The organism is Cellulomonas sp. McL0606 (assembly GCF_058248365.1).
The window spans coordinates 2,706,970-2,724,040 of the sequence record NZ_CM177779.1; the positions used below are offsets into that span (position 1 = coordinate 2,706,970).

The 17,071-nt window shown below is 73.0% G+C and carries 9 protein-coding genes and 1 pseudogene; all 10 read right to left on the reverse strand.

The features are described 5' to 3' along the window. Positions 1 to 328: 328 nt before the first annotated feature. A pseudogene (gene leuA / locus AC38ZX_RS13895) lies at positions 329 to 2,075 on the reverse strand (2-isopropylmalate synthase). 186 nt (positions 2,076 to 2,261) lie between these two features. Continuing rightward, complete coding sequence (locus tag AC38ZX_RS13900; RefSeq protein ID WP_491294899.1) at positions 2,262 to 3,746, reverse strand: outer membrane protein assembly factor BamB family protein; 1,485 nt, start codon at positions 3,744 to 3,746, stop codon at positions 2,262 to 2,264. A gap of 20 nt (positions 3,747 to 3,766) precedes the next feature. Then, a complete protein-coding gene (locus tag AC38ZX_RS13905) occupies positions 3,767 to 4,906 on the reverse strand; it encodes an RDD family protein (RefSeq protein ID WP_491294900.1) in 1,140 nt (379 codons plus the stop codon). Between the two features lie 50 nt (positions 4,907 to 4,956). Next, positions 4,957 to 5,448, reverse strand: coding sequence for a hypothetical protein (locus tag AC38ZX_RS13910; protein ID WP_491294901.1), 492 nt, complete (start codon positions 5,446 to 5,448; stop codon positions 4,957 to 4,959). Next, positions 5,445 to 7,271, reverse strand: a complete 1,827-nt coding sequence (locus tag AC38ZX_RS13915) for a transglutaminase-like domain-containing protein (RefSeq protein ID WP_491294902.1) — start codon at positions 7,269 to 7,271, stop codon at positions 5,445 to 5,447. Before AC38ZX_RS13915 ends, AC38ZX_RS13910 begins: the two co-directional genes overlap by 4 nt. Further along, entirely contained in the window at positions 7,268 to 8,374 is a 1,107-nt protein-coding gene (locus AC38ZX_RS13920) for a DUF58 domain-containing protein (RefSeq protein ID WP_491294903.1), read from the reverse strand. Before AC38ZX_RS13920 ends, AC38ZX_RS13915 begins: the two co-directional genes overlap by 4 nt. 47 nt (positions 8,375 to 8,421) lie before the next feature. Beyond that, positions 8,422 to 9,378 (reverse strand): AAA family ATPase, encoded by a 957-nt coding sequence (locus tag AC38ZX_RS13925; protein ID WP_491297431.1) that lies wholly within the window; start codon positions 9,376 to 9,378, stop codon positions 8,422 to 8,424. A 53-nt stretch (positions 9,379 to 9,431) separates the two neighbouring features. Beyond that, the gene (locus AC38ZX_RS13930; RefSeq protein ID WP_491294904.1) at positions 9,432 to 11,966 is read right to left on the reverse strand and encodes a fibronectin type III domain-containing protein; all 2,535 of its coding nucleotides are present in this window, start codon (positions 11,964 to 11,966) and stop codon (positions 9,432 to 9,434) included. Then, positions 11,917 to 15,486, reverse strand: coding sequence for an Ig-like domain-containing protein (locus AC38ZX_RS13935; protein ID WP_491294905.1), 3,570 nt, complete (start codon positions 15,484 to 15,486; stop codon positions 11,917 to 11,919). The genes AC38ZX_RS13930 and AC38ZX_RS13935 overlap by 50 nt, the downstream gene beginning before the upstream one ends. Next, positions 15,483 to 17,018, reverse strand: coding sequence for a serine/threonine-protein kinase (locus AC38ZX_RS13940; protein ID WP_491294906.1), 1,536 nt, complete (start codon positions 17,016 to 17,018; stop codon positions 15,483 to 15,485). The genes AC38ZX_RS13935 and AC38ZX_RS13940 overlap by 4 nt, the downstream gene beginning before the upstream one ends. Positions 17,019 to 17,071: the final 53 nt, after the last annotated feature.

Sequence of the window (17,071 nt, forward strand, 5' to 3'; positions counted from 1 at the left end):
CGATTTGTCCACATCCTGGCGCCGGACATGCGCGTCGCCTGCGGGACGACGCGAGTCCCCCGCTCGCTGGGGGATGCCGGCGTGCGTTCGTCCCGAGCGTGGGCTGACGTCGGGGTCCGGGCTCTGGCCGAGCCGGCACTCGCGGGGCGGGGTGCAGATGGCTCGCGCCGCCGACTCGGAGTCGCGATGCATCCGTCGGGGATGGTGACGGGCGTGCAGGCGAGGAGTCGGCGGCGCGAACGTGCGCGGGTCGTCGGGATCGCCGACGAACGGCCGCGCACACCCGGGACGGCGGCCAGTGGTGCGCCCGGAGGTGGGCGGGCGGACGTCAGCGCTCGTGCCGGTTGACCGCCGAGATGATGGCCTTGAGCGAGGCGGTGGTGATGGAGGGGTCGATCCCGACGCCCCACAGGATCTGGTCGCCGATCGCGCACTCCACGTAGGCGGCCGCCGCGGCGTCGCCGCCCGCGGACAAGGCGTGCTCCGCATAGTCGAGCACCGCGACGTTGACGCCGAGGTCCTTCAGGGCGGACACGAAGGCGGCGACCGGTCCGTTGCCCGAGCCCTCCAGCGTCCGCGCCACACCACGGTCGACGAGGTCGACCTGCAGGGTGTCCGGCCCGTCCTCGACGCTGGTCCCGCGGGTGCCGCGCAGCGAGAACCGGCCCCACGGCGCGAACGGGCTGCCGGCCTCGACCGGCAGGTACTCGTCGTTGAAGATGTGCCACAGCTCGTCGGCCGTGACCTCGGTGCCGTGCTGGTCGGTGTGTCGCTGCACGACCTGCGAGAACTCGATCTGCAGCCGGCGAGGCAGGTCCAGGTCCTTCTCGGACTTCATCAGGTAGGAGATGCCGCCCTTACCGGACTGCGAGTTGACGCGGATGATCGCCTCGTAGGACCGGCCGACGTCCTTCGGGTCGATCGGCAGGTACGGGACGGCCCAGACGAGGTCGTCGACGGACACGTTCTGCGCGGCCGCCGAGACCTCCATGGCCGTCAGACCCTTCTTGATGGCGTCCTGGTGCGAGCCGGAGAAGGCCGTGAACACGAGGTCGCCGCCGTACGGGTGGCGCTCGCCGACGGGGAGCTGGTTGCAGCGCTCGACGGTGCGGCGGATGTGGTCGATGTCGGAGAAGTCGATCTCCGGGTCCACGCCCTGGCTGAACAGGTTCATGCCCAGGGTGACCAGGTCGACGTTGCCGGTGCGCTCGCCGTTGCCGAAGAGGCAGCCCTCGATGCGGTCCGCGCCGGCCAGGTAGCCCAGCTCGGCGGCCGCGACGGCCGTGCCGCGGTCGTTGTGCGGGTGCAGCGACAGCACCACGCTTTCGCGGAAGCGCAGGTTGCGGCTCATCCACTCGATCGAGTCCGCGTAGACGTTCGGGGTGGCCATCTCGACCGTCGCCGGCAGGTTGATGATCACCTTGCGGTCGGGCGTCGGCTGCAGCTCCTCCAGCACGGCGTTGCAGATCCGCAGCGCGTACTCCAGCTCGGTGCCCGTGTACGACTCCGGCGAGTACTCGTAGTAGACGTCGGTGTCCGGGACGAGCTCCTCGTACTTCTTGCAGAACCGGGCGCCGGAGACGGCGATGTCGACGATGCCGTCCTCGTCGGACCGGAACACGACCTCGCGCTGCAGCGTGGACGTCGAGTTGTAGAGGTGCACGATCGCCTGCTTGGCGCCCGCGATCGCCTCGTACGTCCGCTCGATCAGGTGCTCGCGCGCCTGCGTCAGCACCTGGATCACCACGTCGTCGGGGATCAGGTCCTCTTCGATGAGCTTGCGGACGAAGTCGAAGTCCGTCTGCGAGGCGGACGGGAAGCCGACCTCGATCTCCTTGTAGCCCAGCTGCACGAGCAGCTCGAACATCTCGAAGCTTGCGGGCCGGGTTCATCGGCTCGATCAGGGCCTGGTTGCCGTCGCGCAGGTCCACGGCGCACCAGCGCGGCGCCTTGGTGATGCGACGGTCGGGCCACTGACGGTCCGGCAGGTCGACGCGGATCTGCTCGTGGAACGGACGGTACTTGTGCACCGGCATCGACGACGGCTTCTGCGCGCTCGTCTCCAGGTAGTTCATGGGGTCCTCGTCCTTCGGGGCGTTCGGCAGGGGGTCAGCCGGCACACGCGAACACCGCGACGAGGATGCGGCCTAGAGGGCCTCGTCGCGGCAACGAAGAAGGAGGGTGATCCCGAGCACGATGTCACCGTACCCCGAACCCCGGACCCTTTCGCAACCTCGGCCGCAGGACGAGACCGGCCCGCATCACCGCAGGGCGACCAGCCGCTCGTCGCCGATCGCGTACAGCTGTGTGCCCAGCTGCACCAGGCGTGACGTACCCGCGGGCAGCGGCAGCCGCCACTCGAGCGTGCCGTCGGCGAGGTCGAGGGCGACCAGGACCGGCCGATCGTCGATCCCACCGCTGAGCACCGCCACCCGCCGACCGTCCGAGACCGTCGGCCCCGAGACCGCCCCGAGGTCGCGCACCCAGACGACGCCACCATCCTCCGCCGCCAGGCCCGCGACCGTCCCGCCGTTGCGCACCACCACCCGATCGCTGGCGTCGACCGAGACGCGCGTCGCCTGCGTGGGTGTCTGCCAGACCTGCTGGTCCGCACCCGGACGGTAGGCACGCACGCCGTCCAGGCCGAACCCGTCGGAGGTGAAGGTCAAGCCCGACGAGCCGTCGGACACGTCGACGGACAGCACGGAGCCCTCCGCGGTGAGCCACGGCTCTCCCATGCCGTCGGACAGCGACGACCTCGCGACGATCACCGGGCCGCGCAGCCGGAACTGCGTGCGCACGACGGTGCCGTTGGCGGCGAGCCGGGTCTGGTCGATCCCGAGGGTGTCCGTCGCGTGCGTCTGCCGCTCCCCGGTCGCGGCGTCGAGCAGCAGGGTGCTGTCGTTGTCCGTGGCCATCACCAACGCACGCGCGACGACCAGCCGGATGCGGCCGTTGATCGTCGTCCCCGCCGTCGCGAAGCGCTGCGTCTGCCACACCTGACGGCCCGAGACCGGTTCGATGCGGCTGACGCTCAGCCGTCCGTGCGCATACGCCGCCACCACGAGGTCACTTCCGGCGGCCGCGCTCGACTGGATCCAGCCGGGGACCGGGTGGGTCGACCGGACGACGCCGTGCACCGGGTCGATCGCCCAGAGCGTCGCGACGCCGACCTCTCCGTCCGGCACCTGGGCCAGGTCGCGCGGGTCGGGCGTCGGCGCCGGACCGGCGAGGCAGGACACGACCTCTCCCGTCGGGTGGCAATCGACGGCGTCGGGCTGGGGGTCCGTGCCCAGCGGGACGGTCCAGCGAAGAGCGCCGGAGATCGCGTCCAGCCCGACGATCCGACGGTCGCGGTGCTGGACCGACCCGGCACTCGCCACGAGCACGTCGCCGACGAGCACGGGTGGCGTCGTCCCGTTCACGTCGGCGGTCCAGGTGGCCTCCGGAATCGTGCGGAGCGTGGCCACAGCGCCGACGAACGCCGCAGGCCCCAGCACCGCGGCCCGTTCGCGCTCGGTCAGCCACCTCGGCCCGGCGAGGGCGACGCCCCCGATCAGCGCGAGGACCGCCACGGTCACGACGCTCGCCACCGCGGGCCGCCTCGACGCCCAGGACCGCGCGCCCGTAGCGACGTCGTGCAGGTGCTCGGGCGCGGACCGGACGGGCGGGGGCGCGTCCGTCGCGTCCTCGTCCAGACCTACCAGCTGCATCGCCGGCCGCTCGGCCAGGCGTCGCTCCGCCATGTGCCGACTCTAGGCCGACTTCAGGCGACGGGACCGGTCTCGGGGAGGCGTACCAGCCGCATCGAGCAGTCCCCGAACACGATCGTCGAGCCCACCCGGATCCGGACCTGCTGGTCGACGCCGCACAGGACCTGGCCGCCGTCGGGCAGGGTGACGACCGTGCCGTTGGTGGAGCCGCGGTCCGCGACCCACACGCCCGCCCGCTCGACGCCGATCTGGAGATGCGTCTTGGACACCGAGCGCGTCGGGTCGGCCACCCGGACCAGCTGCACCGCGGCGTCCGACGCCGGGTTGCGACCCACCAGCGCGGTGCGCTCGATGCTTACGCGACGGCCGTCCGAGAGCTCGAACTCGGCGGCGGGGCGGTCCGGGACCGGCTGTGGGGCGACCGGGTCGGTTCGGGGGGCCGCCGGACGCGTCAGCTCGAGCTCGGGCAGGAGGCCATAGGCCAGTCCCGACCGCACGACCGGGATGGTTCGCGTGTCGAGGTCCGGGCTGCTGCGCCGCGGGTCGACCGGGGCGAGCACGAGCGAGCCCGTGGTCGGCTGGGCGACCGACGGCGCCCGCGTCGCCGCAGCCCAGTCCGGGACGGGTACGGGGCCGCGCGGCGGAACCGGCGCCCGGGTCGCCTCCGTCGGGTTGCTGCGTCGTGGCGGCTGCTCGGCGGCCGCGAGCACCGACCGGCGGACGTCGAGCACCTCGTCACCGGCGGCGCGGTCGTGCCACCCGCGGTTGCGGCGGGTGCGGTCGAAGAACGGCGACACGAGGACGACGACGGCGCCGAGCAGCCCGATCAGCAGACCCGCCGCGACGACGACCGAGCGCACGAAGATGCGCGCGACCCCGACGGGCTCGCGGGTCTGCACGTCGACGGTGCGCACCCCGGTCGCCAGGCGTCCGAGGGTCCAGCCGGTCAGGCCGTGCAGCAGCCATTGCGCCAGGACCAGCGCGCCCGTGACCGCCAGCCCGACGGTCAGCAGGGTCAGGGCGCCCTCGGACGCCCGCGTCGACGGCTCGGCACGTGCCCAGCCGACGACGCCCACGGCGATGACCCAGCCGCCGACCACCACCCACACCAGGGCGTCGAGCAGGACGGCGCCGAACCGACGCGCCATCGATGCGGGCGGCGCGGCGTGGGCGCGTGCGTACCGGGATGTCACGCCTGGGCTCCCTGAGGTTGGACCGGTCATGAAGTCGGAGCTGCCGCGCACTACGAGGAGACGACCGAGCGGCGGGCCGCACGACGACGTCGCTTCTCCTGGCGCAGAGACGCTGTCGAGAGACGAGCGCGGAACCGACGTCGCCACCCCACGCTGTGCGTCATCGCCTCGACCGCAACCTGGACATCTGCCCAGTATGCGGCGGCCTGCTCGGGGCTCGGCGTCGCCGGGCTGAACACCGCCCGGTCGGCGGAACGCGCCAGCGCTCCCACCCGCGACGCGACCACGGCACCGTCGGCCACGTCCTCGAACGACGCCGCGATCGCCCGGGCCGACTCGTTGCGCGTCGCGAGGCCGCCCGTCGGGTGCCGCAGGTCGCGGGCGACGTCCAGCACCTCGTCCCAGCCGCCCGCGACCCGGGTCACCAGGTCGGCGCTGCGCCGACGACGACGACGGCGACGCACCTTCAGCACGACGATCACCACGAACGGCGCCGCCAGCACCGCCAGCGGGATCGCGGCGACGCCTGCCACCTGCGTCACGCGGAGCCAGAGGGGGACGGGCTCGTGTCGGGCGCGGGGTCGTCCGTCTGCGGCTGCTCGGTGTCCTCGTCGGGCGCGTTCACGGCAGCGGGCGGCGGCGGGGGCGGCTGGACGACCTGCGGGTTCGGCTCGGTCTGCTTGTCCTTGTTGTTCTCCTGCGGCGTCTGCTCAGGCGGCGGCGTGGGGTCGAAGGGGATCCAGCCGTAGCCCTGGAAGGGGATCTCGACCCACGCCTGGATGTCCTTGCCGGTCACCGTGACCGAGCCGTCGGCCGCCTTCTCCCCCGCGGCCGCCGAGCCGGGCACGAACCCGAGCACGACGCGTGCCGGCAGGCCCATCGAACGCGCCATCAGCGCGAGCGCCGCCGCGTACTGCTCGCCGTCGCCGACCATCACGTCGCCGCCCAGCAGCGACGTGATCCGGTCCGCGCCGTGACCGGACAGCGACGCGTAGTCACCGGCGTCGACGATCCCGTGGCTGAAGAAGCCCTGCTTGCTCAGCCAGTCCGACAGCGCGGTCGCGATCTGGACGGGGCTGCCCGCGTCGCGGGCGACGTCGGCGGCGGTGACCGAGACGAGGTCCGGCACGCCCAAGAGCGCCGGCTGGGCCACGTCCGACGCCGGCGCGCGGCCGACGGTCGTCGCGGCGTCGATCACCGGTGGCACGACGGCGTCGACGTCGTACGAGAGCCCGTGGTGGATCCCTCCGGTCACGACCGCCGCGCCCGTGGCGTCGTTGTACCGCAGCCCGCCAGCCGCAGTGGAGTCGCCGACGTCGAACGAGGTCGCCTGGCCCACCGTCGGCAACCAGACGCCGCCCAGGTCGTCGATCGTGAACTTCACCGTGGCCGGCTTGCCGCGGGCGCTGGTCTCGATCACGTCCCCGACGCGCCGGAACTCGCCCGACGCCTCGGCCGACCCGTCGCCCGCGACGTTCCAGACGACGCCGTCGTACCGGTCCATCGTCGCCAGGCGCACGCGCGCGCCCGCCGGCAGGCCGGAGACCGTGAACAGAGGCGTGTCGGCGTCCTGCTTGACGAACTCGCGGAACGCGGACAACGGGCTCGGGTAGTCGCGGGGATCGAACGGCGGCACGATCTGGTCGCGGACGACGAACCGTTCCGACGACGCCACCACGGCGGGCGCACCGAACGTGCCGGCCGCGGCGGCGACCACCAGGAGCATCGCGGTCGACACCACGCGCTGGACCCGCAGCCCTCCGGACCGCCAGGCCGCCCAGGGCAGCAGCACGACGGCGAGCACGGTTCCGGTCAGGGTCGGCGACACCGAAGGGTTCCGCGTGCCGAGCACGATCGCCCCGACGACGGCGACGATCGGGACGACGGCCGCCGACGCCCCGACCGCAGGACGACGGGCGCGCAGGGTCACCGCGACCGCGACCGCAGCGCCGACGAAGGCGAGGGCGTACATCGCGACGAGCAACGTCCCGCTGGTGCCGATCGGTGGCTGGAGCGTCAGCACCTGCTTCCACGTGGACGCCACGCCGCGCGCCAGGGCCGTGCCCGTGTCGAGGGTGGGGACGACCCCACCCTTCGTGGTGCGGGGCGCGGCCAACGGCCCGCCGGCGACGAAGAACACGACGAGCAGCACCGCCACGACCGTGAGCGCCGACCAGCGGCGCCACGCGCCCACCGCCGCGACACCGGCGCCGAGGACCAGACCGCCTGCCAGTGCCGGGACGCCGGACTGATCGCCGTACACGGACAGCAGCGGGAGCAGCGCCACGCCGAGCATGCTGAGCAGGACCACGGCGTCGATCGCACCCGCGCGCAGCGGGCGCGGGCGGCGGGCGGGGGTCGTCATGCCGTCACCCGTCGCAGCAGCCGGGGCAGGTCGTCGAGCGCACCGATCGTCGCCAGGCTGAGGCTGCCGTGGGTGCGCACGGCCACCTCGGCGCCGCGCTCGCAGCGCACGACCACGGTCCGCGTGCCGGTGGGCACGTGCCGCGAGCCCAGGCGCCGGTCGGCCATCGACGGCTCCGAGCCCGTGACCAGCATCGCGACCGACGCTGCCGGCGCCTCGCGCGCGACCCGGCGGCCGAGCAGCACCATGCCCGCACCGCTCGAGGCCAGCTGCAGGCCCGAGCAGTCGTCGAGCAGCAGCGGCGGAGTCTCCACCCGCAGCGTCCCGGGGCCGGCAAGGACCGCGAGCTCGCGCTCCTCGCGGATCGTCTGCACCCCCACCGAGGCGACGACCGAGACGGCCAGCTCGAACTCGTCGTCGTCGGCGTAGTCCCGCGGGTCCGTGGCCAGCGCGATCGCGGTCTGCGTGCGTCGGGTGTCCTCGAACTGCTTGACCATGAGGCTGCCGCGGCGGGCCGTCGTGCGCCAGTGGATGTAGCGGCGGTCGTCGCCGGCGACGTAGTCGCGCAGGGCGTGGAACGACAGGTCCGAGTCCGACAGGTCACGCGTGGCCTGGCCCTCGAGATCGCGCAGGAGGCCCGAGCCCGCGCCGGCCAGCGAGACGAGCAGCGGGTGGACGAACAGCTCGACGGGTCGGGTCCATCGCACGCTGCGGCGTGCCAGACCGAACGGGTCCCCGCGGACCGAGCGCACCGGTCCGACGACGATCACGGCCCGCCGCGCGGTCGGGATGGCGAACAGGTCGTCGTGCTCGGCGCCGGCGCTCAGGGCGGGGACCGAGAACTCGGCGGTGACCGCGCCGACGGGCAGCTCCACCCGCGACGGCAGGGACCGCCGGCGTGCGACGTTGCGGACCTCGAGCCGGCCGAGCGCACGCTCGCCCACCTTCACGCGACGATCGGCCATGTCGAGCGTGATCGCGTACCGCGAGCGGCCGACGGTCATCAGCAGGGCGACGACGAGGACGGCGGCGAGCGCCGCACCGAACGCCGCCAGCTCGAGCCAACCGAACCGTCGGCCCAGCAGCAGGCAGAGGAGGGCCACGAACGCCACTCCCCACCCGACCGGCGAGACCCGCAGACCCATGACGCTCAGGCCGCCCGCAGGGCCGGCGGCGCGGTCGTCTCGAGGATGCGGGCAAGGATCTCGATCGCGGTGACCCCGGCGAACTCGGCCTCGGCCTCCAGCACGAGGCGGTGCGCGAGGACCGGCTGGGCCAGCACCTTGATGTCGTCGGGGATCACGTACTCGCGGCCGGCGGCCGCGGCCCAGACCTTGGCGGTGCGCACGAGGGCCAGGCCGCCGCGGACGCTCGCGCCGACCACGGTCTGCGGGTCGTCGCGCGTGGCCTCGGTCAGGCGCGCCACGTAGTCCAGCACGACGTCGTCGATGTGCACGGTCTGCGCGAGGTCCGCCATCGTGCCCACGGCCTCGGTCGTGATGCGGGGCTGCAGGTTCGTCGTCCGGTCTTTGGCGCCCGCGAGGATCTCGATGGTCGACGACCGGTCCGGGTAGCCGAGCGACGTCTTGATGAGGAAGCGGTCCAGCTGGGCCTCCGGCAGGCGGTAGGTGCCCGCCTGCTCGATGGGGTTCTGCGTCGCGATCACCATGAACGGGCGGCCGACGGGGTGCGTCACGCCGTCGACCGTGATGTTGCCCTCCTCCATGACCTCGAGCAGGGCGGCCTGCGTCTTGGGCGACGCGCGGTTGATCTCGTCGGCGAGCACCACCGAGGCGAAGATCGGGCCGGGGTGGAACTCGAACCGGTGCGTGCCCTGGTCGTAGATCGTCACCCCGGTGACGTCCGACGGCAGGAGGTCGGGCGTGAACTGGATGCGGTGGTGGCTGCCCTGGACCGTCGCTGCGAGAGCCTTGGCGAGCGACGTCTTGCCGGTGCCCGGCGCGTCCTCGAGGAGGAGGTGACCCTCCGCGATCATCGCCGTCAGGGCGAGCCGGACCGTGTGGTCCTTGCCGAGCAGGGCGAGGCCCACGTTGGACACGAGGGCGTCGAACGTCTCGGCGAACCAGGTGCTCTGCTCGGGGTCCATGTGGGCGGTCTCCTGAAGATCGGGCGTCGGGTCCAGCTCGGAATAGTTCCTGCTCATGGTGTCGGCACCGCCGGCAGCGGAACTGAGGCCGTGGCGGCAGTGCTCCACGCTCCCCACCCCACGGCGTTGTGCGCCCGGACCTGGATCGCGATGGTGCTGCCGGCCGGGACGGTGAGCACCGCAGCGAGCGTGCTGCCGTCCCCGGTGTCGCCCCCGGTCGCGTCCCCGGTGTACTGCCACTCGTACTGGTCGATGCTGCGGCCGTGGTCGTCGGGTGCCAGCCACGCCACGCCGATCGTGCCGTCGGCGTTCACCACGGCGGTCGGCGGAGCCGGTGCGTCCGGCGCAGCGGGCGCTCCCGGGTCCGCCGAGCCGGTGGCGGCCGGGCTGCAGCCGGCGACGTTGCACGCCTGGTAGGCGACGGTCACGGTGCTGGACGAACCGAACGTGGCCGGCGCCGGGGTCGACCGCCACGGTCCGCCGTCGATGCTGTACTGCCGCACCGTGATCGGAGAGCCACCCGCGTCGCCGTCCGCGTAAGCGATGTTCACCTGGTCGAGGACACCCGTGCTCACCGTGACGCTCGGTGCCGCGGGCCGCGTGACCACCTGCGTCGTCGGCAGGGTGAGCCAGTCGCCGGCCAGACCGCGCGAGTTCCAGGCACGGACCAGCACGGTCGGGCTCGGGCCGCCGACGAGGTTGACGAGCGTCGTCGCGGTGCCGGCCACGTGGGTCGACGGGAGGGCGTCGACCTGGACCTCGTAGTCGACGATGGTCACGCCCGCGCCACCGGCGTCGTCCGGCGGCCCCCACGAGAGCGTGACGGAGCCCGTCCCCCAGGGGACCCCCCTCGGCCCCGCGTCGATATTGGGGGACGTGGGCGCCGTCGGTTGGCTCCACGTCTCGCCCACGTCCGAGCCCCACGCCGAGGTGCCCGCCTTGTTGGTCGCCCGGACGGCCACCTGGTAGGTGTGGCCGCGCTGGGCGGGCGAGATCACGTACGTGAGCGTGCCGGCGTCCAGCGGGATCGGCGTCCCGCTGTCGACCGAGATCTCGTAGCCCCGCACGTCGTCGCCGTGCGAGTCCGGAACCGTCCAGGACACGTTGATCTGGGGCCCGTTGGCCCCCACGCTGCTGCGGGTCGCCGTCACGACCGGCGCATCGGGCTCCGCCGCGGGGACCATCGGCAGCGACGAGTCGGACCACGGTCCCGGGTCGGGAGCCTTGTTGTGCGCGCGGACCCGCACCGTGTAGGCCGTGCCGTTCTTCAGCCCCGAGAACGTGTAGCTGGTCGTGGCGGACGTGACCGACGCGGAGCCCGACGGAGGTGTCGGCGAGATCTCGAGCGTGTAGGACGAGATGGGCGAGCCGGTCTGCTCGGGCGCCGTCCAGGTCGCGCGCAGCGACGCCGCGCCGAACTCGAGCGTCGGCGTGGTGGGCTGACCGGGGACCGCGTCCGGACGCGCAGGTGCCGAGCTCGGGCTGGGGTCGGACCAGTCCACGATGTTCTCGGCAGCCACCGTGAACGTGTACTCCGTGTCGTTGGTCAGGTTGTCGATGGTGCACGTGGTGCTCACGCACGGCCGCACGATGTTCCCGGGGTTGGCCACCACCCGGTAGCCCAGGATCGGCGCGCCGCGGTTGTCCGGCGCGTCCCACGACAGCACCACGGTCTTGTCCCGGATCTCACCGATCCGCGGTGCCGTCGGCGTGGCGGGCTTGCCGCGCACGGATGTGACGATGCGACCCTCGACCTCGCGGTCGGGGTCGCCGGTCACGTCCCGGACGCGGAAGCGAGTCACGATCTGTCCGATGAACCCGGCCGCCGGACGCACCGTGACCGTGCTCGCCGTCGCGCTGGCGGTGCCCGCGCCGGGCGTCTCGACGGTTGCCCCGACCACGGTCAGGGGCGAGCCGGGGAACGGGTTGTAGGCGTTCTCGAGCACGTTCACGGTGCTCTCCTTGCCCTCCACGCCGTCCTGCTGCACGTCGAGCACCTGTGCGGTGCGCCGCGTGCTCGCGATCACCCGCAGGTCGATCGAGGTGTCCATCGTGCCGCTGCGGCCGTAGCCGATCTTCAGGGCGAGCTTGTCCGTGCGGCCCTTGGGGGTCGACTCGGCGGCCGCGACCTTCAGGACGGTGCCGTTCTCGATCGTCGCCGTGAACCCCGCAGGCACGGCCGAGTTGATCCGGTAGGTGTACCGGGCCTGGGTCGGGTCGGAGGTGTCGCCCTCCGGGCCTGTCGTGAACGAGCGCAGGTCGACCCCGAGGGCGGTCTCCCCCGGCGCGACGTCGATCGTGGACGGGGAGAACGTCGGCGGGTGGTCGTCGACCGCGTAGACGGTGATCTGGAGCGTGATGATCGACGTGCGGGCCGACGTGTCGTCCGGCCCCGACGCGTCGGTCACGGGGACCGTGATCGAGGCCGGGCCGGCGTAGTCGGGATCGGACCGGTACTGAAGGGTCCTCTTGTCCTTCAGCAGGTCGGAGTGGTCGGACTTCGTGGCGCTGAGCCCCGATGCGTCAGCCACCGTGGGGCTACGACCCGGCGCCACCTGGACCTGCTCGGCGAGCGGGATCAGCAGCACCGCGCCCGACGCGACCCGGAAGCGGGGGCCTTGGGCCGGGGGTCGGCGGGAAGAACCCGAGCGCCGGGACCGTGATGAACGCGTACGAGGCCGCCGCCGGCGACGTCGTGTTGGTGAGCAGGAACGGCACCGTCTGCGCGTGGTCCGCGAGCTTGACGACGACCTTCCCGTCGACCACCGAGGCCACGTCCGCGAGCGAGCCCGGCACGGAGACGGCGAGGTCGCTCAGTGGTCCGCTCGGATTCTGGGCGACGGCGAGCACGTCGACGGTCACCGCTGTGCGGCCGAGCGTGTCCAGCGCGCCGACCACGACATCCCGAGCGATCGGTGGGAGCACGGGCGCGTCGGCGGCGACCGTCACCGTCAGCACGGCCGTGTCCCGACCACCCCGGTCGTTCTCCACGACGTAGCCGATCTGGAGCACGCCCGGTGTGCTCGGGGCGCGCACGATGATGCGCCGCCCGTCCACCTGGGCGGGGACGTCCGCGGGGTCGAGCGCGGGGTCGAGGGTGAGGTCGCCGCCGCTGGAGTCGACGTCGTTGGCCAGGACGCGCACCTCGACGCGCTGCCCGGGCCGGACGGTGACCTGGTCGTCACGGGCGGTCACCGTCGCGGCGCCACTGGGTCGCGGGCTGATGCCGACGCGGATCTTGGCCACCGCGCGCTGGCCCGTCCAGTCCTCCACCGCGTACGTGAACTCGTCCGTGTCCAGCTCACCGGGCAGCGCCTCGTACTCGAGCCAGTCGGGCCCGCCGACCGTCACGCGTCCGTGCTGCGCACCCGATGCGACGCCCAGCAGGGTGACACCGTCCCCGTCCGGGTCGATGCCGACGAGCGGGATGTCGATCCTGACCTTGTCGCCCTCGAACACGCGCGCCACCAGGTCGCGCGGGTGGGGGGGCGCCTTCGTCGCGGCGTCGGACTGATGGACCCGCACCGTCACGGTAGCCGCGGTGACGTTGCCGGTCGCGTCCTTCACCTGGAACGTCGCGTGCACGGTGAGCGGCGCGGCGGGTGCCTGGTAGCGCAGCACGTCGCCGGACACGAACAGCAGACCCTGGCCGGGCCCGAGCGGCTCGGCCAGCTCGGGGACGAGCGTCAGCCGGCCGCCGTCCGGGTCGAACGCGGTGTCGAGCACGGGGATCGTCACCACGCCCCCGGTCCGCACGTCGGCCTCGACGTTCTGGACGACGGGCGGCTGGGAGGACGTCGAGGGCGGCACGGGCTGGACGACGATCTCCCCGATCGCCGACGCCTGCCCGCTGGAGACCGAGTAGTGCAGGACGACCGGCTGCGAGAGCGTGCGGTCGGCGCGGATCTGCACCAGGTGGTGGTCGAGCACGGCCACGCGCAGACCCGACCCGTCGGGCACGTCGACCGACTGCAGGACGAGGACCTTGCCGGCAGGGTCGGAGTCGTTGTCGAGCGGGTCGATGGTGACCTCGCCGCCGGCAGGCAGGGACGCCCGGTCCCGGACCGCCACCGGTGGTGCCGCGGTCTCCGGCCACTCCTTGACGTCGATCCGGGCCAGTCCGGTCGCCTGCTGCGGGGAGGCGGTGACCAGGAACTGCACGTAGTAGCTGCCGGCCCGCGCGGCGCTGAACGTGAACGTGCCGGCCTGCAGGTCGCTCGTCACGGTCGCCCCGACCACGTCGTCCACCCCGGCCAGCCTCGGCGGCTCGTCGGACGAGCTGCGCACCGAGTCCAGCGGGTGCAGCGTGACGGGCTGGCCCACGTACGTCACGGCGAAGACCGGATCGATCTGCGGCGCGAGCGAGCCGCTCGGGCGCACGTCGACGTCGAGGTACCCCTCGGCCGTGCTGGTCCCGTCCGACACCTCGACCGAGACGCGTGTGCGCCCGAGGGCGGACCCGTTGGCGTCGAACGTCAGCGTGCCGTCCTGACGGAACCGCACCGAGCCGGACGTTGCGTCTGCCGACGCACCGACCAGCAGCAAGTCGTCACCGTCGGGGTCGACGAAGTCCGCGAGCACCTGATGGTCGGCCTGCCCGCCCTGCTCGACGGTCAGCGACCCCACCCGGACCTGGTGCGGCGGCTCGTCGATGCTGGGGCCGTGCACCGTCAGCCGCACGTGCGCCGTCGATGGCGCCGTCTGGCCGTGGCCGTCGGTGATCGTGTAGGTGAAGTCGACGGTGCCCACCGCGGTCGGCAGGACCTCGATCTGCAGCGCCCGGCCGCCGTAGATGGACACGACGGTCCCGAACGCGGCGGGGACCGGGTCGAACTGGGAGATCGCGAGGATGCCGCAGTCCGACGAGGAGTCGTTGTCGATCACGGGCAGGATGGTCGTGCGGCCCGCCCGGACGCCGAACGAGTCGTCCGCGGCCGTCGGGGGTGCCGACTGGTTCGAGCACTCCGTGACCAGGTCCTGCGTGGTGTCGGAGCTCTGCGCCTGGTCCTTGGAGTCCTGCGGGTTCTCCTGCGGGACGACCTCGTTCCAGTTGGGGACGTGCAGGTCGGTGTCCTGCAGCGGCAGCCACAGCCGCCCGCGCAGCGTGTCGTTGAGCACGACGACCTGCCGGTTCACGCGGAACGTCAGGGCATCGGCCGTCGACATGTCCTCGAGGTTGCGGACCTTTGCGTCGCTGCCGTCGCAGAAGCGCTGCAGGTAGGAGCCCGTGCCCGTGGCCCACGCGCCGTGCGCGCACGTGCCGACACGCACCGGCGCGGCAGGCTTGCCCGAGCCGGCGGTCTTGTGCTCGACGATCTTCCCGCCGTCGAGGGGCACCTCGATGAGCGCGGTCGTGCTCGCGACGAGCACGACGGAGGCCGCCGGACCGGGCTGCTGCAGGCGCAACCCGTCGCCCGGCACGTCGATCGTGCCGTGCAGCGTGTGCACCGTGCTGCCGGAGAGCGAGACGGGCTGGTCGCCTACGGCAGTGAGCTGGTCGACGTCCCCGGCACCCAGGGTGCCGGACGGCGTGCTGTCCACCGAACCGCCGCTCGACAGGTCCGCCCGGGTCACGGTGCCGTCCGTCGCGGCGACTCCCAGCACGGCCCCGTCCTGGGCGACGATGACCTTGCCGCCCTCCCCGAGCTGCAGGTCCGGCGTGTCCGTCCCGATCCGCAGCTGGTCCAGGTCCCCGATGCCGCGCACCCAGGCGTCGCCCGAGCCGTCGGAGATCGCGACCGTCCCTGCGGCCATGCCCACCATGCCCACGGTCGCCCCGGGCGTCGCGACGTGGGTGGTGACCGTCACGGAGGCCGGGTCGACCACCGAGACCTGGCCGGGCTCGACCAGCAGGACGTCACCGGCGTCCTGGAGCACGTCGAACTTCGTGCCCTCAGCCACGAGGCCGCCGTTGAGCTCTTCGACCTTGGCGTTGTACCGGCCCAGCTGGCTCTGGCCCGTCGCCGTCAGCCACACCGCACCGTCGTTGAGGTCGAGCCGTGCCAGCGGGAACCCCTGGTTGACCAGCGCGAGCACGGCGATCAGCACCGGAACGGTGACCACCGCGGCCGTCGTCGTGGCCTTGTGACGCAGACCCGTGATCCTCACGACGCACACCCCTGCGCGGGGCTCGCCGACGACCGCCGGTCGGCGCGCACGATCGAGACCTGGATGCAGACCTCACCGGACCCGCCGCCGGCGGGGACCGTGACCGTCGGTTCGTCGATGAGCGCGAGCTGAGGCTCGCCGGTCGCCTGCAGGACGCCCCACAGGTACCGGTCGCCGTCCTGCGGTTCCGGGTTCACCCACGTGAACACCACAGAGCCGTCCGCCTGGCTGGTGCCCAGCAGCGAGTGGGGCGCGGGGACGACGTCGTCGATCGCGGTGGGCGCCGGGTCCTGGCTGAACTCCGCGCTCGCGCTCGGCCGCGGGTCGGGCGTGCCGCTGCCGTGCAGGGCCACGGTGCCGACCGCCACGGCGACGGCCAGGACGACGAGGCCGGAGACGACCCCGACGACCAGGCGGCGTCGGCTCGGTGGCTCGACGTCGTCCGTCCGGAGCGGCTCCTGCGGCGCGATGAACGTGGGCAGCGCGGCCCGCGGCGCGGCGGACGGCTCCGTCGCAGGCGCGGTCGCCGGAACCGTCGTGATCGAGCGGACCCGCGTCGCCTCGTCGGCGCCGGGGATGAACCCCGCAGCCGGCTGCTCCTCCGCCGCGTCCTGCGGGTCGACGCTCACGATCGAGCGCAGCCGCGTCGCGTCGTCCTCGGCACCGCCGTACGGACCGCCGAACGGGCCGGTCTGGTCACGCTGCGACGCGGTGAGTGCCTCCTCGGTCAGGTCCAGCGGCGTCACCGGCAGGCGCAGGTCGCTCTCGACCTGCTGCAGTGCCCGGGCCACCGCGGCGGCCGAGTCGTACCGGCGTGCGGGCACCTTGGCCATGGCCTTGTCGAGCACCTGGAACAGGGCCGGCGGCACGTCGTCGCGACCCGTCGGCGGCAACGGGGAGCGCTCGATCCGCGCGACGAGCTGCTGGGCGCTGTTCTGGCCGCCCGCGATCTCGAACGGTGTCCGACCCGCCAGCAGCGAGTAGATCGTCGCGGCGAGCGAGTACACGTCGGAGCGCTCGTCGCCGGTGGGGTGCTCGCCGAGCAGCTCGGGCGGCGACCACGGGATCGACATGCCGACCGTCGCGCCGCCGCCCTGACCCGTCGTCGCTGCGATGCCGAAGTCCGTGAGCGCGGGCCAGCCGAAGTCCGTGGTGAGCACGTTCGCGGGCTTGATGTCGCGGTGCAGGATCCCGGCCCGGTGCGCGGTCTCCACCGCGGACGCGAGCCGGATGCCGATGCGCAGGGCCTCGGGCACGGAGATCCGCTCCTGGCGGTACCGGTCCGCCAGCCCCGGTCGTGAGCAGTACTCCATGACGAGGAACGGGCGACCGTCGGCGGCGATGGCGGCGTGATAGATCGTGACGATCGACGGGTGGTGCGACAGCTGGGCCATGAGGTTGGCCTCGGTCTGGAACCGCGACCGGACGTCGTCGTCGAGACTGCCCGCGAGCAGCACCTTCACGGCGACCTCTCGGCGCGGCAGCTGCTGCTCGTAGAGGAAGACGTCCGCGAAGCCACCCAGACCGAGCACGCGTACCGGCTCGTACCCCGGGGCTGTGGCGGGGTGGAGGCTTCGCGGCGTGC

Excerpts from the sequence above, each read along its gene's own strand:
- AC38ZX_RS13900 (WP_491294899.1), bottom strand. The coding sequence starts at position 3,746 with ATGGCGGAGCGACGCCTGGCCGAGCGGCCGGCGATGCAGCTGGTAGGT.
- AC38ZX_RS13915 (WP_491294902.1), bottom strand. The coding sequence starts at position 7,271 with ATGACGACCCCCGCCCGCCGCCCGCGCCCGCTGCGCGCGGGTGCGATC.
- AC38ZX_RS13925 (WP_491297431.1), bottom strand. The coding sequence starts at position 9,378 with ATGGACCCCGAGCAGAGCACCTGGTTCGCCGAGACGTTCGACGCCCTC.